The following is a 23,794-nucleotide window of genomic DNA, read 5'->3' as shown; positions in this document are numbered from 1 at the left end:
GAATATTACAATGATAAAAAAAGTCCTTCCGGCAATCTTGTGTGCAACCTTATGTACAAGCTTCAACGCCAGTGCAGATGTTTATAGCGATGCAGTCGCTAATCCAGCGCGCAGCGACAAAGACAAAGAAGTCGATACTCGGCGAAAACCCGCCCAAGTAATGGCGTTTTTTGAGATTAAGCCTGGCATGAAAGTGCTTGATGTCTTTGCCGGTGGCGGTTATTACAGCGAACTACTCAGTTATGTTGTTGGCAAACAAGGTTCCGTTACTCTCTATAACAACGAACCTTGGCAGAAATTTGTCCAGCAAGGAGTCGATAATCGTTTAAAAGACAATCGGTTGCCTAATGTAGTACTACTTGTTGCATCGCCAGAGTCTTTAATTGAACGCAAAGAGCAATACGATGCAGCACTGTTTATTTTAGGCATGCACGATATCTATTACGCCGATGTCACTAACGGTTGGGTTGCAATAGACAAAGCTAAATTCTTAAACGGAATTTATCAGCGCCTAAATAAAGGTGCGGTTTTTGGTGTCATTGATGCCAATGCTCAAGCGGGCGCTAATAACGAAATAATTGGTGAAAAGTTACATCGTGTTGACCCACAAGCCATGATTAAAGATATCACCGCTGCAGGGTTTGAATTTGTCGGCGAAGCTGACTTTTTACGCCGCCCTACTGATGATTTAACCACCTCGGTATTTTTACCTGAAAATCGATACAATACCGACCGCAGCATTTTAAAATTTCGCAAACCATAAGTGAATAACTTAGCCTCTGTTCTGGATAAGTGATTTGCTAGCAGATTGAATTAAAAGAAAACAGCTAATTTTTCATCGCTAGCCAGAGATTGTCAAAGGCAACAAGGCGGATTGGCGCGTCAATAGAGGGTCTATTGCACGTTAATCCAGCACTGTTAGCCTTTAAAACAGCTGCCTGTATTGGAGGGACTTACCCACTCCAAATTTAAAAAAGTCTCTGCCTAGCAGAGACTTTTTGATCAATTCCCCCCTTAAAACCCATCGCATACGTTTTTTATCTCAGAAAGTTTAGAGTTTTAACTTTAAATCAGTATTTAAATAGAAGATGATTGAATTTTAAACACTTTTACTCTAATGTACCTGAATAACTATAAAACTGGACACTACAATGAAAAAAACAGGGATAGTAATCTTGCTTGCTTTAACAGCGGCATCATTTCAAACCTTCGCTGCAAATGATGTTTATGGCACAGTTAGTGAAATCAATCATCGCTCAAATTCAGCACAAAACGATCACTCGGTTTATATTCGTTTAGCTTTATCGGAGGCTGCAACAAGTACCGCACAATGTGCACAGTCAGCAGCAAACCTAATTTGGCATTTAGACTTAACATCGCCAGTCGCCAACTATCAATATGAGTTATTAAAAACATCTTATAAAGAACAGTTACCGGTGCGAATTATTGGCCAAGCTGATGTCTGCGCCAACGGCCCAACCGACTATGATACGATAATTGAAATCAGCCCTTGGTCTTGGCCTTCAATTATCGAACAGCGCAACCTTACGCCACAAGTAACCGGTAATTTTCTATAAAAGTAAACACGGCTAAATAGTTTAAAATATTAGCCGTTTTTTATAATGCTCTTTGCGGATGAGAGCGGCAAGTTTCTGACTTATGAGCAATAAATATATGCCCATACTCTTATAAATATTACGCAATGAACAATTGAATATGGAGCAGGAACTCAGTTATACACTGACCTCACATCTAAATTTCAAAAATCTATTGTATAAACAAAAAAATACTTAGGTAGATTTATTTTATAAATTATAACCTTACGATTACCATATCAATCTATTAAATGTAAATTTAGTACCTATTATTACTTTTCAAGGAAGAATCAATGGCATCGGCCAAGTTAATCTCACCATTATTATTGTCTTTATTAACACTCACCGCGTGTGGTGGTGGAGGGTCTGATACCAAAAAACCAATAATTCCCCCCATCGTAAAACAAAGCTATAAATTACAGGGTATGGCGATTAAAGGTCCAATTGCGAATGCTCAAGTGTCTGTTTACCAAATCGACACGACTAAAGCTGATTTAAAAGGGCCGCTAGTTGTCACCGGGAGCTCAAATAACAAAGCGTTATTTGAAAATATCGCCATTACTGAGCCTTTTGCAGAGCATTATTTGGTTGAAGTGACCACAACCTCTCAAACACTTGATTTACTTACGTCTCAAGCCCCCATTTTAAGCTCTATGTTGTCAGTTGTTTCAAGTGAGCAACTTAAAAATAACACACCAATTAATACCTCTGCGCTTACCACTCTTATAGTAAATGCTGTTACTGAAAACATCTCGACTACTAGCAACTTCTCACAAGCACTGCTGCAAGCTACAACAAAAACCTTAGCGCTGTTTAATTTTGGTGGTTCACAAGATTATGACCCGTTTACTTTCTCGGCATTATTAACGTCTGATACATCAAAAACCCAGCAAATTTTAGAACATCGAACGCAGCTCGAAGCCATCGCAGTATTAGTTGAAGCTCTCGCGAATAAATTAGCAATTGATAACAACGCTGCGTTTAAACTCTTAGCTCAAGATTTGACCGATGGTGTGATTGATGGCGAAGGCATTGCCAATAACAATCGCTACCTTGAAGCGGTATTAGGCGCTCCTATCGCTCATATGACGTTGACCAATACAGGCACAGAAACACCGTTTAACTTGGCCCAAATAGCTCAACTGCTTATTAGTGAGCAAAGTATTTTAAATACTAGTATTAATACCGACCAATTAGCATCCGGTGAGGTCACTTTTAAGCCGCAGCCTCTTTCACTTGATACCGACTTTGATGGTTACCCAAATTTAACCGATATCGATGATGATAATGATGGCGTTCCTGATGAAAAGGATGCCTTTCCACTCGATGCCACTGAATCCGTTGATACTGATTTAGATGGCATTGGTAACAATACCGATACTGATGACGATAATGACGGCATTCCTGACGAAAACGATGCTTTCCCACTCGATGCCACTGAATCTAACGATACCGATTTAGACGGAATTGGTAACAATGCAGATACCGATGACGATAATGACGGCATTCCTGACGAAAACGATGCTTTCCCACTCGATGCCACTGAATCTACCGATACCGATTTAGATGGTATTGGCAACAATGCAGATAATGATGATGACAACGATGGGGTGCTAGATGAAAGCGATGCTTTCCCTCTTGATGCCACGGAGTCTGTTGATAGTGATTTGGACGGTATTGGTAACAACGCCGATACCGATGATGATAATGATGGGATTGATGATGATGCCGACTTTTATCCAAATGATGCACAATGCGCTATTGAGTCAGATGGTAACGGCAGCCAATGTTATTTAACCTGGATGGCCTCAGAATCCATTACTGTAAAATCAATACAGGCCATACCTAACGACCGTATAATTTATCATTTAATAACTAAAGAGAAATCTTCTCATATTTTGGTTCAAAATCTCCAAAACATGCATTTTGAAAGAAAGATTAAATCTGAGTTACTAACCGATGTACTTTACCATGTTAAGCACCAACGTATTTATGCGATTTCGGGCAATCAAATTGTTTACTTTAACGATCAAGATCATGAAATTGAGTACCCACCTTTTTCATGGGGGAATAAACTTTTAGATACTGGTAACTTTTTTCTTTCTTTAGGATCTTCTGAACTAACAACATATGACCTTCAAAAGGAGGTTGATACTCATAGAATATGGTCTAGCGATCAATATTATGGAATGGCTTTTAATGATAAAAATAACTATGCCTATTTCTATTCTGATTCTGATTCTGATTCTGAAGTTAAATCGCTAAAGATAGATCAAACAACTGGACAAATAAGCCATACAGCAGCACCTTATTATAAAACTGGTTGGTGGTACAAGATAATAAAAGTCTCTCCTGATGGGCTGTCTCTCATTTTGGATCGTGGCGATATTTTAGACGCGAACACATTAGCATTTAAAGGAACTCTGCAGTCCACCTTTGATTTTGCAATCTGGTCTGAAAACAATGAATTTATTACAGTAAAAAACAATACTAATAGTTCTGCAACCTCTGAACTAAAACGCTTTAATGCTGATAATCAAAAAAGTGAACAGTTTTCAATCCAAGGGAAGGTCTTAGCCCTACTTACATTAAATAACAACCCCTTATTGGTGATTAATAATGGTCAGCACATCGAGTTCAAACCATATATAGCTAATGATGATAGAGACAATGATGGTGTCAAGAACATTGATGACGCTTTTCCTGAGGATGCCGCTGCTTCAATCGATACAGATCGCGATGGCTACCCAAACACATGGAACGAGGGATATAGTCAAGCTGATAGTACGACAGGTTTAAACCTTGATGTATTTCCGAATGATACAACCTGTTGGTTAGTGAGCCACGGTAACAATGGTGTATGTGATTATAACCGCACCATGCCCAATTTTTATCTTCAAAAAACAATAATAGATGCCAACGGCATCGTTTATTTACTTAATGCTCACGACAATAAAATTTATCGTTGGTCCGCTCAAACTCAATCATTTTTAAATGCCCTTATACTGCCAAATGCAAGCCCAGTATATAAAATGGAGTATGTAAAACAACAGAACAAAATTTACATACTCACCAGGCTAAATAACATCTATACCATTGATTTAGATGACCTAAATGCCGAAATAAAACTAATACGAACACTCAATGAGCCAATAGAAACACTTGCATCAGCAGGAAACTATTTGCTTGTTAAAAGCGAAAAAAACGTATCACTCATTAACCAAAATGGCGATATTACCGACTCAATAATTATCCATACGTCTAACTTTATATGGAATCAAAAAAATAACACCCTTTATTCTCAATCTGTCTATGGTGTATTTAGTCATGTTATAGACCAATTGACAGGTAAGTTTTCTGAGGGCGAAAAAATTTCAACCACCTTATCTCGAAGTGATAGATTCAGTATCAGTGACAATGGTGAGTCTTTATTTGTATCCGATTTATATTCGAAAAAAGCGGTAATAATCCGCACTGATGACCCAACTCAAATCACTTCTTTTAATTGGTTTTCAGAAGCTTGGCCACTTTTGTTATCTGATACAATTGTTAACTTTTCTTCTCCTACTAAAAATGAAGCTTATCTAGAGTTTTTTTGGGCAAGTTCGTCACCTTCTAAAGGCGCTCATATAAATTTAAGTGGTGCATCACGGGCTGTATTTCCCTATTTAGGGGATATAATAATCCTCAGGCAAACAAACGATGGGTTTACCTTTGACTTACATGAGGTTGCTGATACTGACCAAGATGGTTTATTAGGATGGTGGGAAAACGCTTTTGGTTTGGACGATAACAATCCAAATGACGCACTGTTAGATGCCGACAACGATGGTCTCAGTAACTTAACTGAATTCGCACTTCGCACAAACCCTACCTTAACCGATAGTGATGGTGACGGCTTGTCAGATAGCCAAGAAGTTAACGATTATCACACTAACCCTCTGAAAGCCGACACTGATGGTGATGGCTTAAATGATGCTGAAGAGGTGAATACTTATTTTACCAACCCCAACTTAACCGATTCTGACGAAGATAATATAAGTGACTTTGATGAAGTAAATAAATATCAAACTAACCCATTAAGTAACGATTCTGATAATGATGGCATGACCGACTTTTGGGAGATTCATTATTATCTAAATCCAAACTTTAACGATGCATTATGGGATGCAGACAACGATTCACTTACTAACATTGATGAATTTAAATATCAAACCCACCCCAATATTGCAGACACTGACTTAGATGGTTTATCGGATGGTGATGAAGTGCATGTCCATAATACGCTGCCTACCAATAAAGATACTGACAACGATCGCATGTACGATGCTTTTGAAGTGCAATTTGCGCTCAACCCATTATCAGCCAGTGATGCAGACATCGATAATGATGGCGATACATTTAAGAATGTTGAAGAGTTTTATCTTGATACCGACCCAATTGATCAAAATTCTACACCGATTGTACAGCCTTGGGCCACCTCTCAGGGCAGCAATAGCCGCTCCGGTTTTATTGCCACATTAATTGACCCGGCAAATATTTCTGAACGCTGGCGCTTCAAAACAAACGGTAATACTCAACAAGTAACCACGTCTGCTGGTCAAGTTTTTATCAGCGACAAGCATACGATATCTGTTTTGAAGGCACATAATGGTCTCCTAAGCTGGCAAAAACAAATTGAGAATCGCAAAGCAATCTCTTTACCAGTTATTGATGATACCAATGTCTACCTTAATACAAAAAACGACCTATATGCGTTTAATCGCCTATCAGGGGCACCGATATATCAAGTCGCTCGAGAAGATGCTTCTGAAACAAACAACCTGATGAGCCTAAATGACGATCTCATTATCGACAGGGCGACTTACTTTCTTAGAGCTTATAACAAACAAAGCGGTGAAATCGCGTGGAAGACTCCTTTACTGACCGACAGTTCTAGTCCAAAGGCATTCAATATTGCATCAGATACTGATCATATCTATATCTATCATGGTGATACTAGAATTATGCTTTTAAATTTACATGATGGTAGCTATAGCAAGTCTATAATGGGTGGTATAGATGAAAAGGGAACAAAGAACCTATATCACCCTCCTGTACTAGGGACTGACGACAATGTTGTGTTTTTGAGTCGGACCAGCCTCGCCAGTGGAAAACTATCAGGCACAAACACAAATTGGATAACAAACGTTAAATCCGACCCCTTGTTTCAAATCTCAGTGGGTTACGGTCGCATTTATATGCTCGCCGATGGGGTGTTAAATGTTTACGATGAACAAGATGGCCAATTATTGTGGCATTGGAAACCATCAGACAACACGCTGCTTTCAAGTAACATTGTTATTACACGTAATCATGTTTTTGTTGGCTCATTAACCAACACTTACGCTCTTGATATCTCGACTCAACAAGTCGTTTGGCAAACTGAGGTTGGTGGCAAGCTATCGGTTAGCAACGAAGGAGCGTTATTTATAGCCGCTGACAATGAAGTGGTTGCTTTTTCACTCTCTGGTGACTCAGATGCTGATGGTATACCTGATTGGTGGGAGCAATCTTTTGGGTTAAATCCAAACGATGCCACCGATGCCTATCTAGATAACGATGGCGATGGTTTAAATAACTTAAATGAATATCTCTCAAGTAGCGATCCATCCTTAACAGATACCGACGCAGATGGTCTGAGCGATGGCGATGAGGTCAATACTTATCAAACCAGCCCGATTAAAATAGATACAGACAAAGATGGTCTCAGTGATAGTGATGAGGTTCGCTTATATTTAACACAACCGAACAATTCTGACTCTGATAACGATGGCATAACGGATGGCTGGGAAATCACCTATCGCTTGTCTCCTTTAGATAACAGCGATGCCAACCAAGACAGTGACAATGATTCATTTTCAAACCTTGAAGAGTTTTATTTACACACAGATCCAAACAATTCAGCTGACTTTAAGAAAGCCCAGCCCTGGGTCACCTACCAAGCTAACGCAAAGCACGATGGTTTTGTTTTACAACTTATTGCCGATGCAAACATCAAGGAACTTTGGCGAAGAGAACTCTCCTCGGCTGTAGTAGGCTCGCTGACAGCTGCAAATGGAAAGGCTTTTGTTAGCACTGGCAATACAGAACTGTATTCTATCAATGGGTTTGATGCATTCTCAGGTGTATTACTTTGGAGCAAAGAGGCCAGCGATAATTCAAAGAGCCCACCCAGAATCGCTGATTCAATTAGTTCACTGGCATACAGTAATGGCTATGTCTATTATCAAACAGCTCATAAAAACAGCTCTTTGTTAAGAAGCCTTAATCCACAAACGGGTGAGCTAGTCTTTAAAGAATATTTGGGAGTTTTTAAACCTGAAGAGCCTAATCCCTTTTTAGCACCAACTCCTTATGATAGTCATATGTACACTATAGGGGGGGGAGTTTATGGGTTTTCTGGTTCTGAATTTAAATTTTATAGTTCAGTTGCACAAGAAAATCGTTGGACGCCAACAGTGGATGAACAATACTTATATGTCTGTTTAAATAATCCAGCTACGCCAATCCTCAACCGTTATAATGGCCAGGAAATCGAGACTATAAAGGATGACAACTGGCATGGCTGCGCGCCAAACACAGCAGGGGTTTTATCAAACAATGCCTTGATTGCGACAAACAATCAGTTGACTTACCATTACGACATAGCTAGCAAAGCGGTAACTTGGTCAATCCCTAGCGATAATCAACAAGCTTCTGTCGGCTTTGGCAAAGTATTTGTACTCGAGTCTGGAGTGCTAAAAGCGGTTAATGAACGCTCAGGTGAGCTACTTTGGTCATTCGAGGTGTCTGAGAGCATAACCTCAAATATTGTAGTTACACGTAATAAAGTAATCGTCGCCAGCGCTCAAAACACCTATGTTCTCAACATCGCAACACAAAATGTGATGACATTAAATGTTGGGGGTAAATTGAGCCTTAGTGAAGGGATTTTATATGTAACTCAAGGCGCAACCATTGTCGCATTTAATGTCGACGGGGATGACGATTACGATGGCATACCCAATTCTTGGGAAAGACTGTACGGATTAGATTCACTTAATGCATTAGATGCACAGCAAGATAGTGATAATGATGGGCTAACGAACTTACAAGAGTTTGATCATAAAACCCAACCCAATAACATCGATACTGATGCAGATGGTCTTTCTGATGGTGATGAAGTCAATACTTATGCCACATTACCCCTGGTAGTCGATACTGATAATGATGGCTTTAGTGATGGCGATGAAGTCAATCGTTATCAAACAGACCCCAATGACAGCAATTCAAAACCAGAAGCAATCACTGAACGAACTGTTTGAAACCAATGAAGTGCCCGCCATGTTTAAACACCCTGCAACGTCACATGCTAATTGGGCACTGTCTACTGAGTTTGCATCTCAAGGCAATCAAAGCATTCGCTCTGGTGAAATCGGAGATTCACAACAAAGTGAACTCTCACTGTCAGGACTATTTACCAGCGGCACGCTCAACTTTGATGCCATGGTGATTAGCGAAAGCTGCTGCGATGCATTAGTCGTTGAAGTGAATAATGAACACAGATTAACCATAGTAGGTAACCAGTGGCAAACCTTCTCTATTATTCTACAAACTGGAGAAAATACGATTACTTGGCGTTATCGTAAAGATGGTAGTGTTTCAGAAGGTGAAGACGCGGCGTGGATTGATAATATTCAATTTTCCAGCCCTTAATTTCTAACTCTCATCCAAAGCAAAAATGCCATCTTTTGATGGCATTTTTGCTTAACAAACCAAGCTGCGAGATCACTTTTTACCACCTCTAAGGTTTAAAAATGTAAACCTTTAAGGTAACAGATCAACACCGAATGGTTTGGCTAACCATGCAAAAATAAAAAAGACCAAAATTGTGCCAACCGCACTGATCCCTAAAGCAGGCCAAAAGCCACACTTTGTCAGCAACCAAGGAAAAACTAAAAACATGGGAAATGTTGGAACCACCTACCAATGGCAACTCAACGCTGCGAGTTATAACCAGAAGCAACTTCGCTCAACCGCATCAAGAAAATCGGCAATGTCTTTTAAATATACTTCGCCAATATTAGCGATTTGAACAACATCGGCAGTAGTGACTGTACTGGGATAAATCACAAAGCCTTGTTCTTTAAGCGCCTCATAAAAATCATGGAAATTATACTCAGGTGCTTGTGAACAATGAAATGCAGTGACAATGGGTGAATGCAGTTCTTCGGGCAACAGGGGTTCAAAACCCAATGCTTTCATCCCCAGCACCAGTCCTTGTTGATTAACCAGATAACGCGTATAACGAGCAGCAATTCCACCTTCACGTTCGAGCTCAATTAACGCTTGGTAAAATGCACGCACTACGTGAGTGGGCGAGCTAAAACGCCATTTACCTTGGAGCGTGTGCATGGTATGCCATTGTTCATACAAATCTAAAGACAGCGCACGGGCTTGGCCTTTACTTTGTTCAAGCAAGGTTTGTTTGCATACTACAAAGCCAACTCCTGGCACTCCTTGAATACAATGACTTGCGGTACTTATCATCACATCAACATACCAATCGGCTAAGTCAAATGGGATCCCACCAAAAGTATTCATGGCATCTAAAAAATACACCTTACCAAACTCGTGTGCCAAATTGCCTACTTGCTGCGCGGGATTAAGCATACCTGTAGCGGTTTCACAATGGACCATCGCAATGTGGGTAATTTGAGGGTCATCTTGCAATCTTTTACTAATAGCAGCGAGATCGAGAAACGTTGTTTCGACACTTTCTATTACCGTATGTGCTATTTTTAAGCTTTGTGCGATCTGCACCATGCGTTTGCCATCCGCACCATTATTGATGATCAACAATTTATCGGTCTTATTGATTAAAGTACCAAAACACGCCTCAAGACTAGCTGTATCACTTCCTTGCATCAATACACTGGTATAACCTTCACCCATGGTTGCAAGAGAAACAAGCTTTGAGCGGATCACTTCAACTATTTCCTGATGATAATTATCATCCGAAGCGCACCAATCAGACAGCATCGCCTGTTTAACAAGTTTTGAGGTCGAAACTGGACCAGGTGTAAGCAGTAAATAGGGATTCATGATGAGCTAATATCCAAAACTAAAATGTAACTGATTTATATCAAAATTAACTGGCATCATATCAGCTAAACGCGACTAAAAATAAACGTTTAGTTATCTGACCACACCGCAAGCTCATTCCCACTTGGCTCAATAAAATGAAAACGACGCCCACCCGGAAAACTAAAAATAGCTTGTTTAATTTTGCCACCTGCAGTTTCAACTGCTGCTAGGGTTTGCTCTAAATCCGAACTATAAAGCACCACAAGCGCAGCACCGTTATCTGTATTGCTGGTTTTATCTGATTGAAAAAATCCGCCCAAAACACCGCTATTGCTAAAGGCCGCATAATCTGGACCATAATCGGTAAAGTGCCATGCAAACACCTGGCTAAAAAAAGCTTTGGTCTGAGCTAAATTGCGGGCGGGTAATTCAAGGTAGTTTACATGGTGATGATGTTGTTGCATAACGTGCTCCTAGATAAATAAAAAATAAAGGCAAGTAACCTAAATACATGTTGAATCACACAGGTTAATCTAACCTGTAATTGTGTAAAGTAGCATAAATTTACTACCCGTTATCTCTTTATGTAACTGAGTAAATAAGTTGTTCTTATATTTAGATTACACAGTTAAAAGCTAATAGCGTTCATAATGTAACAACACAAATAGTATTTACCTTTACCTTACATTAAATAATACTAACAGCCTGTACCCATATTTTTTAAATATATTTATAAGGATATAAACATGAATATTAACGCCACATTACTCGGTGAACTACTTGCAGTATTTGCCATTATTAATGTGTTGTTGTGCTTTTCTTTGGGTAAACGTAAAACAGACTCGCCCTACTTATGTGGTTTAATTGGCTTTGTCAGTGCGTTACTTTTTCCATTAGGCTTGATTTTTCTTGCAGTATTAGTATCAAAATCAAACAAACCTGTCATAGCGTAAATAACACTTATTGACGCTATAAAACTGCCATTTTTCGATTCGCGAGCGTTATTTTTAATAGCGTCTCGCTTTTGAACTATAGATACATGCCAATTGTCTTTTCTGAGCTTAGCCACTTAATCTATTTCTTTTAACGTAAATACAGATAAACACTTTGAACTAGCTAAAATAAAATGATACTTTTGATATATTATCACATAACAATAAGTGTCGTTTTTATGTTTGCCCCACAATTAAATCAATCATTTACACAAGCATGTTACCCAATTGATAATCACGCTCATATCTTAAGTGAAATTTACCAAACCAATGCCGCCCTTGCCTGTTATTGTAGTGCGGCAAATTGGGCGCTGTCACAGGCAGCAAAAAAATTTGCAAGCCAACAGCATGGCGAAGTGTTGCGCTATCAAGGGGCAGTTAATAATGACTTAGCCAGTAACATTGATAGCATTTTTCAAACCAGCACCCATGGTAATTTGATTACCAATCATGTGATGCTGATGCTCGATATGTTTGTCACTTTATTTGAACCTAAAGAAATTGGCCTGCGTATCATCAGTTGTGATCATGCTCATAGCCCCGCGTTTCATCAAAATCAAATGATTGTGCGTATGGCTTGTGCCCTTGGTGGCACGGGCGAGCAATGGATCACCCATCAAGATGCCGAGTTTTTACCCATGCAAGCCACAGATACACGTCATCGTATTAAGCAACCAGACCCCGCAGTGATCAATCACTTTTGTGACGGTGACATTGCGGTATATAAAGGCACAAATTGGATAGATCACGAAGTGCACGCTTTAATCTCTGCATCACCTGAATTTAAAGGTAACGATGCGAGGCTGTGTATTTATATCGATTTTTTAGCTTAATATAATGTTTTTACGCATTAAGTAACCTAAATACTGAATAATAACGCTATCCTAGGCAGCTATTTTCAACGTTAACTGCGTTGGATTGACGAGCAATAGAATAGGCCTGCGATTGACACATTAAAAATAAAAAAGACCAGCAATCTCAAGGGTGCTGGTCTTTCATTTACGGGATAATACTTAATTTTAAAAATAGTAAGTGATTGACATACCTAAGGTGCGTGGGTCAACCACGGAGGCATAGCCTTGTGGATACCAACCTGGTGGTTCGTTTACGGTTAACGCTTTTTTATCAAATACATTATTGATATACGCACTCACTCGCCAATGCTCATTTTCATAATCGACATTGATACGGGTCAGCATATAATCGCCCGCGATGCGTTCTTTAGTATTTTCAAAATCAGCATAATAATCATCAACATAATTGCTGCTAAGTGCAAGACTAAACTCATCGTTTAACCAATACGTAGCGCCAATATTTGCTGTAATCGAGGGTGCACTATTGAGCTCGTTACCAATAATATCGCCAAATGTAACATCTGCCGCTTTTATGTCTGAAGTTAATAAACCTAAGCCACCTTTTAATTGCAGATCAGAGCCTAGCATAGTGTAAATTTCAAGCTCAACGCCTTGCGTTATTACTTTATCAATATTGGTAATACGGCGTTGTTTATTTGAAGACTGATAACCATCATAATTGTTATAAAATGCATTAGCGCTAATATTCACGTTACCATTATTTAAACTACTTCTAAGCGTTAATTCATAGGTATTCACCGACTCTTCATCGTAATAATAATATTCATTATCACGAGAGAGTGCACCGCCAGCAGAGTTATAACCTCGGCGCGCACTGGCCGAAATAGTCGTATTATCAGAGTATAAATATTGCAGCACTAATTTAGGTAGTACGATGGTTTTATCGGTATTGAGTTTATCACCTACAACACCTGTTCGTGACTGCATCGCAAAATTACGACGTTGTTTTTCTTTTTCTACGCGACCACCAGCAATAACACGATATTGCACGCCTACATCCACACTCACCTCACCATAAATGGCATCAGAGTCACTGCGGTCATCACCCGAATATACGTTGGCACCTTTGCTGCCAAAATCTTGGCTGCGCTGGTAATGAGCAAAACCAATAAAACCTTTAAGGTGCGGTGTATCTAAACCAAAACTGTATTTTGCATCAATCATGGTGCTGTCATCGTCCATTCTGACACTCGATTGATGTTCAGGCAGGGGTTCATAACTGTCAAAGCCCCAGTCATAATCCATGATTGCTACAATTAAGTCGACTGAACTGCTGTTATCTAATTGATAATCGACCTTAACTGAGTGTGTGCCCGATTCTGTCGTCATATCGCGCTGGAAGACCGGAATATAGGCCCAAGGATCTTGCCCCTCAAAATATTTACGCCCCGTATCACCTGTTTCTTTATTAAAGGCATAACTATACATGATCTGTAAGTCATCATTTTGATTTGGCTGCCATAAAAACTTGCTTCTAAAACGCTGGGTTTTAAGCTCATTTAAATCATAAGTCGCAGGGTTCGCCTCATGATTGAGGCCTTTATTGTAGGTATCGCCGTCAACATTTTGCGCCGTAATACGAAAAGCCAGTTGATCGTTTAAAATCGGCCCTGTCAACATGATAGCGCTATCAACAAAGTTAGTTTGATTACGATAACCTAAACGTGCAGCGCCATCCCAATCAAAACTTGGGTCATTGGTTTTAATAAATAGCGAGCCGGCAATACTGTTACGCCCATTACTGGTCGATTGAGGACCACGAAATACTTCGATTTGCGCGATATCCCACAGACCTGTATCACCAGTTAAATCTGCAACAAACGGTTCAATTACGCCATCAACAATGGTTGAAACACGCGCTTTTGCACCGCCAGTAAACGAGTTAAAACCTGTTGCCGCACCATTACCAGACACACCGCGAATATCAGGTACTGACCCACTAAGCACCACCACATTCGATACTTGCGCAATGGCATTAGACACGGATAAATACTGCCCATTAGCCAACTGCTCGGCACTAATAACTGACACTGATGAGGTGGTATCTTTTAAAGACCGCTCGGTTTTTTCACCCATTACGGTGATTTTTTCAATCGATGTAATAGCATCTGCGGCCACATCATCTGCTAATGCACTTGCGCTTGATAAAACTGACACGATAGACAATGCTAAGGCACTAAATCGAAATACATTCGTCGTCATACATTCCTCTGTAAAAACAAATAAGAAACCAAATAAAAAAAGCGTATGGTTAAACTGAGATAAGAATAAAAACCGGCGTAAATGTACCAAAACAACTACGATAACTCAAATGGTAATTGTTATCATTTATATTTGAACTTTTTATTTAATTTCATCATAATGCACTGCTTTTTATCGATTGAATGACCCAAAACGCTTGTTTGCTCATCATTAAAGCCAGTCTTGGTGATGGTTCCATAGCCATTAGGATTAAAAAATCGATAGGTTAATGATTTTTAACTGTATTTTTTCAAGGAGTGGAAACAATTGTGTTTGAAGTACTTGCTATTTTCTTTGCGTTAACTGCTATTTATCTGTTCTATTTAACCTCTAAATATCAAAATTTTAGGCGAAAACCTCTCGCTAAAAAATACCGAGGTTGGGCCTGTGCTTTAGTGATGTTGTCATTTTTAAGCTTATTAGTAGTAAAGAGTGCTGTTGCCAGTGTGTTTTCTTTATTAGTTCTATTGATGTTGCTTAGCGCCATTTTACCGTTTTGCTCTTTCATATTTAAAGGAACTGATAATGGGCACTAACAACCAATTTAAAGCTCACTGGTGGAGCAAAACCCTCATAGGTACAGTGCTGGGCTTATCACTTGCGTATGGATTAGTGGCACTTTTTGCTTGGTTTGGCCCTCAAGGCATAACAGCAAAAGACAAGGTGCAATTTAATATGTGGATGATTTCGCCAATTTGGTTAACAACTTTAAGCCTAGTGTACTTATTTCCTCATCGTCGAAGTGCTTTGCTCTATCTAGGTGGCGCTAACCTTGTCGTTTTTACCAGCTATTTTTTGCTAAAGAGTCTGTTATGAAAATACCAAGCCCTATTTTAAGAACCTACCAAAACTTGCACTCGTGGACCGGAATTATTGCGGGATTATTTTTATTTATCGGCTTTTTTGCTGGTGCATTAACCATGTTTAAGGAGCCTATCGATAGTTGGTCATCGCCGCCAGAATTGACATTAAGCCACCCACAAACAACCAATTATGATCATTTAATTGACCTAGCAACCTCACAATTTCCAGCTGTTATTAAAGGTTTTACACTTGATTTAAACCCAAGTCATAGCCCACTTACATGGTACGAATCGGGTAATGCGCGTGAGCTAGGTCTTAATGACAGCATCCGCCACGCAAGCCTAGACCCCCAAGGTCAGCTTATCAGCGTGCTTGAAACCCCAAACGAGCTCGCTAACTTAATTGATTACTTACATCAAAGTGCAGGGATCCCAGGTGAACTTGGCCATCATCTAGTTGGCGGTTATATTGTTGGCTTTGCCGCCTTAATCTATTTTTTAGCCCTGGTGTCTGGCTTTATTTTCTTACTGCCAACCTTAACTAAAAGTTTTTTTGCGCTGCGAAAAAATAAAGGGCCCAGCCGTTTTTGGCTCGATAGCCATAACTTACTTGGGATCACAAGCTTTCCTTTTCATATCATTATTGCCCTCACTGCGGTCGTATTTGCTTTTCATGATTTTTTTTACGCCGGTTTAAGCCTTATTTATGGCGAGGTTGCACTGTTTGAACGCTCATCAGCCGCCGCTGTTGCATACCAAATAGACGCCTTACCCAACATCAGTGAACACATCAATGCAGCACAAGCCTATGTCAGTGGCTATCAAGTGCAGACTATCAGTTTTTTTGGCCTCAATACCACCACCCCCTTTGCCACTTTAACCTTATTGAATGAACACGAAATGATGCGAGGCCCACTCTATGATTACCTGTATATGAATCCTTATACTTTAGAAATAACCGGCTCAACCTTGACCCCTGGGAATGAGGGAATTTGGAGCAGGATTGTTGCAAGCTTTTTTGCACTGCATTTTGGCAGTTATGGCGGGCAATGGGTTCGCTGGGTTTATTTTATTTTAGGACTTGGTGGTGCAGCACTGTTTTATACCGGTAATTTATTGTGGCTTGAAAAAAGACGTAACAAGCACAGTATTGAACAAAGTAAAAGCTATACTCGAATGGCCGCTCTCACCGTAGGTGTTTGTTTAGGTTGTATCGCTGGTGTAATGGCTGCGATATTAATCACCAAATGGGCGACTAGCAGTGCATTAAAGGTCAATGAAATTTATGTCTGGGTCTATTACACGACCTTTTTAGGCGCATTAGGCTATGCATTTTGGCAAGGTGCAGCCAAAGCAGCCATTCACTTATTAAACCTTATCATTTTGTTGTGTCTATTAATCCCAATCACCAGCTTAGGTACCGCACTATTATTGCCAACACCTTGGTTTAACACTCATGACCAAGCTTGGTATGTTGAATTAATTGCTGTTTTATTTGCTGGTATCGCCTATTTTGGTCAGCAAAAAGTCAAACAACGGGCGCATCATGGCGAGCAAAACAGTATTTGGTTTATTGCAAGCCCAGCGGTTAAACAGCGCATCAGCGCACAAAACCTAGAAGCAAATTCTTAGCCAATTATAAGTTAAGGGAGCAAAGCTTCCTTAACTTAACGCCCTCGATATACACACATATTTTGCACCTTAAACAACCTAAAATGTTAAATTAAATCAAACCGTAGAAGCAAAAATCGTATTTTCACACCAAGCACCTTGCTATGAAAAGGAATGATTTCGAGGATAATTAGATTTGTTACCTCACGTTCTTACCCAGCTTTAATAAGTGGTATTTTCAACGATGGATTTACCGCTTTTATCGGTTTTGAACTCACATCTAGAAACGGCCCAGCAGTACTTAATTGTTATAGAATTTGATGGCTATGGTACGAATAAAAAAGCCCCATGTGGTTATGGGGCTGAGTGTTTACAATAGCATAAATATTGCTTTAAAAATCGAAAACTGATGTCGTTCATGGATTTCTAAAACCTTGGATTGAGCATCAGTACAAGTAAAATTTCAAGGATCACCACGCACATTTTCAGCACCAAGCGACACCTTTTGTATTCAATTTAAAAAGCAGCAACAACAATGTTGCTGCTTTTTACTTAAAAGTTGTAACTAACGGCGGCTTTAATGTTACGGCCCACTTCATTATCGTTATATTCCGCATTGCCCCAATACATACCAAAGCTCTTATGGTTTTGATAGGCTTTATCAAACACGTTGTCGACGGCGAGGTTAACTCTCAGTCCAGCAACTGCTTTAGGTTCAAACGATAACCAAATATTTGCCACGCCATAACCCACTTTTTCAATTGGATCAGAGACTAACTCACCTTGACGATTAACATAGGTATCACTCAAGGACACGTTACTCACTAAAGTATTATACCAACCGAATACCCATTCATCGCTCGCTTGATAGGTTAAGCCAACATTTACTTCATGACTTCCCGAATACAAATCATCTGTTTTGTACTCATTATAATCTCGCTCACCATCGTTATAACTGTAATTAATATAACCGCTTAATTGCTGATGATTAAAACGAAAACCAGCTTCTACCCCATTGTTTTTCATATCAAAACGCCCGTTGGCCAATGAGGTGTTTTTTGTCGGGTGAAAACTATCATCAATCGTGAACTGATAGACATTGGCATATGCCGCAGCACTTTGTAAGCCAAGTATATTGCTTAAATCGTAGTTAATATCAAACTCAAGATGCGCTCCCTTTTCAGCCTCAACATTATCGGCTTGGCTGATAGTATTGTTAATCATCAGCACTTCAGGTAAGCCTGGTCCTTTAAAGATTTTGCCATAGCCTAATCTTAAGTTCAGATCACGACTAGCCTGCCATGCGGCTGTGAACTTAGGCGAAAATTCATTAAATGATAAATCGTACACACCACCGAGTTTATAACTATCATAACGAACTCCCGGAATAAAGGTTACACCACCCACACCAAACTCAGTTTGTACATAAGCGCTCATTAAGCGTGCATTTGGGCCATTATTGACCGACATATCACGAGTAGTTACATCACCATTAGCTTTAGTGGTTTTTTGCAACGCTGCGGCTTCAATTCGCTGCTCTGATTTAAACGATTCGATGCCATAGGTCCAGGCTAACCCATTAATATGCGAGGTATTACGAATATCTAAGCCAGTGGTTTTATAAAAGTAATCACGCTCAGGATAAAAAATAGTACCATCAACTTGCCATTGTCCTTTGGCATCTCTGACCTCATTTTTGCCTGTTGATTGTTCACGGTTCATTGATTTTTCATTCAAATACACATTCACATATAGATCAATGAGCGGATCAATGCTGTCATTGATGTACACCATGCTGTAAGTATCGCGATTATGACCATTGTAAAGCTCTTCTTTTTCAAGCTCACTCATACCCGGTTTTTCACCAGAGAATGCTCGGTTACCACCATCTTCAACCGACTGTATATTCAATGTTAATTTTTGTGCGCTATCAATATCGTATACTGCTTTCACTAAACCACTTTTTAGTTCGCTATGCTTATTAACGATTGGATCTGCATTAGGGGTTTTAATATCGCCGCTTTGATTAGCAGTCAGCATCGCAAGTAGGCTAAATTGCTGATTGACTCGGCCATAAACGCTGAAGTTAAACTGTTTAAATTCAGTTGCACTGTCCATACCAATAGAGGTACTACCAGCAAAGGCTTCATTTGCCGCAAGTAAATCAGTAGGATCTTTTGTTTGATACGAGATTGCACCGGTATTAGCGCCATAACCACTTAAAACCGATGTGGCACCTAACTCAACCGACACAGCTTTAAACATACTGGTATCAACCACTTGATTGCCAGAATGGTGAAATAATTGACCATCTTGACGCACACCATCAATCGTAATATTGGCTGAATGCTCTTCAACCCCACGTAAATAGGTTTTTTGGCCATAACGTGTGCTATTACCAACCGACACACCAGCTACAACATTGAGTGCTCCTTTTAAGTCATTAACTTGCTTTAGTTCGAGCTCTTTTCCTGCAACTTCACTGGCAATTTCTTTATCTGTTTTCACCTTCGTCAGTTCCAGCTCAGTCACCTCATTTGCAACAGCACTCTTAGCAGACAAAAAGGCTATAACTATCGCAGAGTATTTAAATTTCATTTCACTATCCATTAAAAAATTAACATGCAATTACAAATGATATCAATTATCATTTACATAGTTGAAGTGCGCGCATGGTATAGACTTTGGTTCTGTTTGAATAGACATGTATTACTTACAACACTTTTAAGCTGTACTTAACAATTACAAAGGATATGAATGGACGGGCAATTTTTAGCACGATTAAAACTCAATGGAATTTTTTGTCAGGTAGTCGATTGCGGTTCGATGGGAAAAGCAGCTCAATCTTTAGGCATGACAACCTCTGCAATAAGCCAACACATCACCAGACTCGAGATGGAACTTGGCATCAGACTTCTTAATCGCACCACCCGTAAAATAAACCTCTCTGAAGCGGGCGAACGTTATTATGCTCAAGGTAAAAAAGCGCTCGAAGCAGCACAAGCCGCCGAAAATTCCGTGCATGAAATTAAAAGCGCTTTAACCGGTAAATTACGTATTGCGTTGCCCGTTGGCCTTTCGACACAACCAATCGCTCAAGCTCTATCTTCAGTGGTAATAGAAAACCCAGCATTAAAAATATCGATTTACGCTAAAGACGGTACCATAGACCCAATTGCTAAAGGCATAGATATTATTATTGATGTCGGCACACCCAAAGATTCACAGTTGTATTTTTACCCTTTAGGCCAATGTGGCAAACATATTTACGCCAGCCCCAGTTACCTTGCACGACGCGGCTACCCCTCAACGCCTGCTGAACTACTAGAACACTCTTGGTTAGGGCTCAGTTATAATGGCGTGCTAAGTGATATTCATTTGTCAGCCAAACACCATCCCAGTACCGATATCAAACCAGAATCACAAATGGAGTTTAATGATTTAAACTCCCTCATCAGTCATGTATGCCATGGTTTAGGCATTGCTATGCTGCCAGAATTAGAAATCCAAGAACAACTATCTCGCGGTGAGCTGGTTAAGTTATTACCCAGCTGGCATATTGCACCTCATCAAATTTATGCCCTGACCACGAGCAACAACGCACCCTATAAAGTCAAAAAAGTGCTGGAAGTTTTAAAAGCGTATTTTTCGAAAAATTGACCCTATATTAACTTCGCTAAAAGCAGTGAACCTATTGGCATAAGCTTTCTGGCAAGTTATGAGGTGAGTCAAAAAACAAACTCTGGCTGCACTGAATAATAATGTTCGTTACAGGGCATGAAGACGGATAGACACCGAGCCTGATATGATTAAAATAAAAATTAATACTTAGATATCAAAATCTTAAAATAAAATCAGTGCTATATTAAATCGGTTTATAGGTGTAATAACGTTCTAAAATCATGCACATAAAAATACGAATAATCGACTATTAAACACAAAACCCATTTTAGGTACTATTAGTCACTTACTTTTGTTACCATGACTATCTGAGCATTTTAAGGCAATTAGGAAGCTAATATGAAAATACAACTATGGAAGTTAAGCGTCATCTCTTTTTTGAGCCTAGCAAACATTGCATGCTCTGGTGGGGGAGGAAGTTCAAGTAATCCCACTAACCCGCCAGCGCCTACAGATTCACAATTCGAATTAAATGTAAAATTATCAGGGCTAAATAATGAAAGTGTCTCTTTTGATTGGTTAGGAAAAAAATATAGTATTAATTCGGGTCGCCAAATAACCGCTACAGCAGCGAAATACTCAAATCCCACTGACATTGTATTTCCAGATACTCATCAATGTAGTTCTGAAATCAATAAGTTAACGGACTCTAACTATGAACTACTTGTTGTCTGTGAAAGTAAAGTCGTCGATAACTTCTCTTCAATTTTAATTGACGCTGCTTTACCTTATGCCGTTAGGGTAAAACTAGACGATCAAATCTTTACGATTAAAGATCACAGTATTGAAACACAAATAAATACATCTTCTACGCCAATAGTCTTGTCTTCTGATGGCCCTTTATTATGTGACTTTACTCAATCCCCCCAGCAGAGCACTGACTGGAGACTTGCCTGTGAAGAGTTTGTCATTACCAGTGAGCAAACTACAGATAATTCAGGATTCGAAGCTATGCTTATAAGTCAAAATAAGCGCATTCCTTTGGGTCTGACCGCCACTACGCAGCCACAAAATATTGCAATACATACTGTATCTAGTCAGTCGTTCTTTATATTCAACAATTCCATTTATTCATTAAAGATCGATAATGGGTCTTCAGTCACTCCCAACCTATTTAGTGGCAGCTTTTTTAGTTTAGTGTCACATAACGACACCCTATATAGTCTTGCAAGTGATGGCTTATATAAATTTATCAAAACCGATGGAACGTGGCTCAGAGTCAGGCCCATTTCGCAAACAGTTGCCTCACCGCTATTTAGCTCTAACAACACACTCTCGTGGATAACACGCAGAGAAGGGGCATTGGTACTCGACCGATTTGTCTCAGATAGCAATAAGCCATCAACCAACGTAGCCCAACAGGCCACTGAGGTGTCGGACCACGGTGCAATGTCAATTCAAAATGGTGTTTTTTGGCTTGCAAGAGACGCCGCCAATCAATGGATTTTCACCGCCATTGAAGTGATGAATAACCCAGTGAATCAAGTAATTCAAACCCTTAATAAGCAACAGCAATTTGCATTGTGGCAGGTCAATCAATCTAACAATAAATTACTGATGATTGAAGGTGATAACATTTTATCATTTGACGTCGAAAACCAGTCGATGACATGGCAACCCTATAAAACGACCAGCGCAAATTTAATTGCTTCACACCAGGATTTATTAGTTACAGCCTCACAACTGTCACAATCACAAGCTGAAATTACTGCACTTTATAAAGGTGACAACACGCTTGATAACAACCAGCTCATTGAGCATTTCAATTTAGCGTCCTCCCCTATTATTGCGTTAAGACAAGAAAGCACCGCATTTTCAAATATCACGCTTGAGCAAGGCTTTCTGCTTTTTTATATCGAAGGCGAAGGTGATGTGTGGATAACCGATGGTACGATAGAAAATAGTAAAAAAATATTCTCAAATAAGAGTTGGCAAGAATTTACTGCGCTAAAAATCGTCGCCTCTGGCGCATCTATTTTATTATTAAACAACAGCCAAAGCCAACAAGATACCCTGATTTATCTTTAAGTTACGACGAAATAAAGATGTGTTTGATTGAACAATTAAACACATCTTTATTAATTAGTTAAATCATAGTGCTACTGCTTAGTGACCTAAGTCAGACAGTAATCAATTTTCAGCCGACACTTTAAATTCCAAACATAAGGTTCTTGTATTTATTAATCGATGAACGCTTTGATTTATCAGTGAGATACCTATGATTATGATAGGTTTAACAAACAGTCTTGTGGCGTTTGTCAGTCCAGTTTTTCTGGCGCGATATTTTGAACGCCTTATTTTTCATGACTGAGATGAGTCATTAAAGAACACAAATTTATCGTCTTACCATCTTTTATGCGCTTGTGAAATGTTCTTTGAACCAGCCAATACTCAGTAAATACCTCTCACCCTTTACGACTTTTGATACTTGGTGCTCACTGATATCAGGCCGAAATAACTTAATGCGCTTTGTTTCAAAAATTGGATTTTCACAAATAAACTCTCCACCCAGATCTGCGTTTTTTAGCACTATATTTAGTCGATAGTGTTTACCTGAATCAACTTGGTCAGTGTGTGGCGCTATTTCACTTCCTTGTGGAAATTTTAGCAGGTAAGTATCAAATTTTATTGGCCATTTAGCCCAACAAAGTAGCATTTTATCGTAGCCTGACTTTTGTTTGCCGCGTTCCCAACGAAATAATTTACTCAGATAAGACATATAAACTCTAGAAATACCAACGAGTATCAAGCATTACTCGTTTTAAATTTTAATAAGACAACGGTATCTGAGTTACTATTTTGATTCAATCACTTAATAAGTTTTACATTGAAACTGATTATAATGATTAATTATATTAATCATCGAATTGTTTAGACATAATCGAATT

Annotated in this window: 16 protein-coding genes; 10 read left to right on the top strand and 6 right to left on the bottom strand. The window is 39.4% G+C overall.

The window, feature by feature from the left end:
• Nucleotides 1-10: 10 nt before the first annotated feature.
• The 4 genes from PTUN_RS18910 to PTUN_RS18895 all read left to right on the top strand — a co-directional run bounded on the left by PTUN_RS18910 (nucleotide 11) and on the right by PTUN_RS18895 (nucleotide 9,332).
• Nucleotides 11-763: a class I SAM-dependent methyltransferase gene (locus tag PTUN_RS18910; RefSeq protein WP_009836335.1), complete on the top strand. Its 753-nt coding sequence runs from the start codon at nucleotides 11-13 to the stop codon at nucleotides 761-763.
• A 388-nt stretch (nucleotides 764-1,151) separates the two neighbouring features.
• Nucleotides 1,152-1,577, top strand: coding sequence for a hypothetical protein (locus tag PTUN_RS18905; protein ID WP_009836336.1), 426 nt, complete (start codon nucleotides 1,152-1,154; stop codon nucleotides 1,575-1,577).
• Nucleotides 1,578-1,888: 311 nt separating this feature from the next.
• Entirely contained in the window at nucleotides 1,889-8,941 is a 7,053-nt protein-coding gene (locus PTUN_RS18900; RefSeq protein WP_009836337.1) for an outer membrane protein assembly factor BamB family protein, read from the top strand.
• Complete coding sequence (locus tag PTUN_RS18895) at nucleotides 8,895-9,332, top strand: hypothetical protein (RefSeq protein WP_009836338.1); 438 nt, start codon at nucleotides 8,895-8,897, stop codon at nucleotides 9,330-9,332. Before PTUN_RS18900 ends, PTUN_RS18895 begins: the two co-directional genes overlap by 47 nt.
• A 111-nt stretch (nucleotides 9,333-9,443) precedes the next feature.
• On the opposite strand, the gene PTUN_RS21865 is transcribed toward PTUN_RS18895, so the two are convergent.
• From PTUN_RS21865 to PTUN_RS18885, 3 genes are all read right to left on the bottom strand, one after another.
• Complete coding sequence (locus tag PTUN_RS21865; RefSeq protein WP_009836339.1) at nucleotides 9,444-9,581, bottom strand: hypothetical protein; 138 nt, start codon at nucleotides 9,579-9,581, stop codon at nucleotides 9,444-9,446.
• 45 nt (nucleotides 9,582-9,626) lie between these two features.
• Nucleotides 9,627-10,721 (bottom strand): 2-aminoethylphosphonate--pyruvate transaminase, encoded by a 1,095-nt coding sequence (phnW, locus tag PTUN_RS18890; RefSeq protein WP_009836341.1) that lies wholly within the window; start codon nucleotides 10,719-10,721, stop codon nucleotides 9,627-9,629.
• Nucleotides 10,722-10,810: 89 nt separating this feature from the next.
• Nucleotides 10,811-11,167: a VOC family protein gene (locus PTUN_RS18885; protein WP_009836342.1), complete on the bottom strand. Its 357-nt coding sequence runs from the start codon at nucleotides 11,165-11,167 to the stop codon at nucleotides 10,811-10,813.
• Between the two features lie 282 nt (nucleotides 11,168-11,449).
• Here PTUN_RS18885 and PTUN_RS18880 point away from each other — a divergent pair, with 282 nt between their 5' ends.
• Both PTUN_RS18880 and PTUN_RS18875 read left to right on the top strand, forming a co-directional pair.
• Nucleotides 11,450-11,656: a hypothetical protein gene (locus PTUN_RS18880; protein ID WP_009836343.1), complete on the top strand. Its 207-nt coding sequence runs from the start codon at nucleotides 11,450-11,452 to the stop codon at nucleotides 11,654-11,656.
• 218 nt (nucleotides 11,657-11,874) lie between these two features.
• A complete protein-coding gene (locus PTUN_RS18875) occupies nucleotides 11,875-12,528 on the top strand; it encodes a DUF1826 domain-containing protein (RefSeq protein ID WP_009836344.1) in 654 nt (217 codons plus the stop codon).
• Between the two features lie 186 nt (nucleotides 12,529-12,714).
• Here PTUN_RS18875 and PTUN_RS18870 read toward each other — a convergent pair whose 3' ends face one another.
• The gene (locus PTUN_RS18870; RefSeq protein WP_009836345.1) at nucleotides 12,715-14,772 is read right to left on the bottom strand and encodes a TonB-dependent receptor; all 2,058 of its coding nucleotides are present in this window, start codon (nucleotides 14,770-14,772) and stop codon (nucleotides 12,715-12,717) included.
• 564 nt (nucleotides 14,773-15,336) lie between these two features.
• Here PTUN_RS18870 and PTUN_RS18860 point away from each other — a divergent pair.
• Nucleotides 15,337-15,627 (top strand): hypothetical protein, encoded by a 291-nt coding sequence (locus PTUN_RS18860; protein ID WP_009836347.1) that lies wholly within the window; start codon nucleotides 15,337-15,339, stop codon nucleotides 15,625-15,627.
• Complete coding sequence (locus PTUN_RS18855) at nucleotides 15,624-17,246, top strand: PepSY-associated TM helix domain-containing protein (protein ID WP_009836348.1); 1,623 nt, start codon at nucleotides 15,624-15,626, stop codon at nucleotides 17,244-17,246. Before PTUN_RS18860 ends, PTUN_RS18855 begins: the two co-directional genes overlap by 4 nt.
• 531 nt (nucleotides 17,247-17,777) lie before the next feature.
• On the opposite strand, the gene PTUN_RS18850 is transcribed toward PTUN_RS18855, so the two are convergent.
• Nucleotides 17,778-19,823, bottom strand: coding sequence for a TonB-dependent receptor domain-containing protein (locus PTUN_RS18850; RefSeq protein ID WP_119081656.1), 2,046 nt, complete (start codon nucleotides 19,821-19,823; stop codon nucleotides 17,778-17,780).
• A gap of 159 nt (nucleotides 19,824-19,982) precedes the next feature.
• Here PTUN_RS18850 and PTUN_RS18845 point away from each other — a divergent pair, with 159 nt between their 5' ends.
• A complete protein-coding gene (locus PTUN_RS18845) occupies nucleotides 19,983-20,885 on the top strand; it encodes a LysR substrate-binding domain-containing protein (protein ID WP_009836351.1) in 903 nt (300 codons plus the stop codon).
• Nucleotides 20,886-21,245: 360 nt separating this feature from the next.
• Nucleotides 21,246-22,934 carry a hypothetical protein gene (locus PTUN_RS18840; RefSeq protein WP_009836352.1) on the top strand — a complete coding sequence of 563 codons (1,689 nt, stop codon included), beginning with the start codon at nucleotides 21,246-21,248 and terminating at the stop codon, nucleotides 22,932-22,934.
• A 325-nt stretch (nucleotides 22,935-23,259) separates the two neighbouring features.
• Here PTUN_RS18840 and PTUN_RS18835 read toward each other — a convergent pair whose 3' ends face one another.
• The gene (locus PTUN_RS18835) at nucleotides 23,260-23,625 is read right to left on the bottom strand and encodes a 2OG-Fe(II) oxygenase family protein (protein WP_009836353.1); all 366 of its coding nucleotides are present in this window, start codon (nucleotides 23,623-23,625) and stop codon (nucleotides 23,260-23,262) included.
• Between the last annotated feature and the right edge of the window lie 169 nt (nucleotides 23,626-23,794).

This window comes from Pseudoalteromonas tunicata (assembly GCF_002310815.1).
Taxonomy (GTDB): domain Bacteria; phylum Pseudomonadota; class Gammaproteobacteria; order Enterobacterales; family Alteromonadaceae; genus Pseudoalteromonas; species Pseudoalteromonas tunicata.
The sequence above is the reverse complement of the archived record's forward strand: the minus strand, read 5'-3'. Positions and strand labels throughout refer to the sequence as shown.

Coding starts and splice junctions, on each gene's coding strand:
- phnW (WP_009836341.1), bottom strand. CDS start 10,721: ATGAATCCCTATTTACTGCTTACACCTGGTCCAGTTTCGACCTCAAAA.
- PTUN_RS18885 (WP_009836342.1), bottom strand. CDS start 11,167: ATGCAACAACATCATCACCATGTAAACTACCTTGAATTACCCGCCCGC.
- PTUN_RS18840 (WP_009836352.1), top strand. CDS start 21,246: ATGAAAATACAACTATGGAAGTTAAGCGTCATCTCTTTTTTGAGCCTA.
- PTUN_RS18900 (WP_009836337.1), top strand. CDS start 1,889: ATGGCATCGGCCAAGTTAATCTCACCATTATTATTGTCTTTATTAACA.
- PTUN_RS18835 (WP_009836353.1), bottom strand. CDS start 23,625: ATGTCTTATCTGAGTAAATTATTTCGTTGGGAACGCGGCAAACAAAAG.
- PTUN_RS18910 (WP_009836335.1), top strand. CDS start 11: ATGATAAAAAAAGTCCTTCCGGCAATCTTGTGTGCAACCTTATGTACA.
- PTUN_RS18850 (WP_119081656.1), bottom strand. CDS start 19,823: ATGAAATTTAAATACTCTGCGATAGTTATAGCCTTTTTGTCTGCTAAG.
- PTUN_RS18870 (WP_009836345.1), bottom strand. CDS start 14,772: ATGACGACGAATGTATTTCGATTTAGTGCCTTAGCATTGTCTATCGTG.
- PTUN_RS18895 (WP_009836338.1), top strand. CDS start 8,895: ATGACAGCAATTCAAAACCAGAAGCAATCACTGAACGAACTGTTTGAA.
- PTUN_RS21865 (WP_009836339.1), bottom strand. CDS start 9,581: ATGTTTTTAGTTTTTCCTTGGTTGCTGACAAAGTGTGGCTTTTGGCCT.
- PTUN_RS18845 (WP_009836351.1), top strand. CDS start 19,983: ATGGACGGGCAATTTTTAGCACGATTAAAACTCAATGGAATTTTTTGT.
- PTUN_RS18905 (WP_009836336.1), top strand. CDS start 1,152: ATGAAAAAAACAGGGATAGTAATCTTGCTTGCTTTAACAGCGGCATCA.
- PTUN_RS18880 (WP_009836343.1), top strand. CDS start 11,450: ATGAATATTAACGCCACATTACTCGGTGAACTACTTGCAGTATTTGCC.
- PTUN_RS18875 (WP_009836344.1), top strand. CDS start 11,875: ATGTTTGCCCCACAATTAAATCAATCATTTACACAAGCATGTTACCCA.
- PTUN_RS18855 (WP_009836348.1), top strand. CDS start 15,624: ATGAAAATACCAAGCCCTATTTTAAGAACCTACCAAAACTTGCACTCG.
- PTUN_RS18860 (WP_009836347.1), top strand. CDS start 15,337: ATGGGCACTAACAACCAATTTAAAGCTCACTGGTGGAGCAAAACCCTC.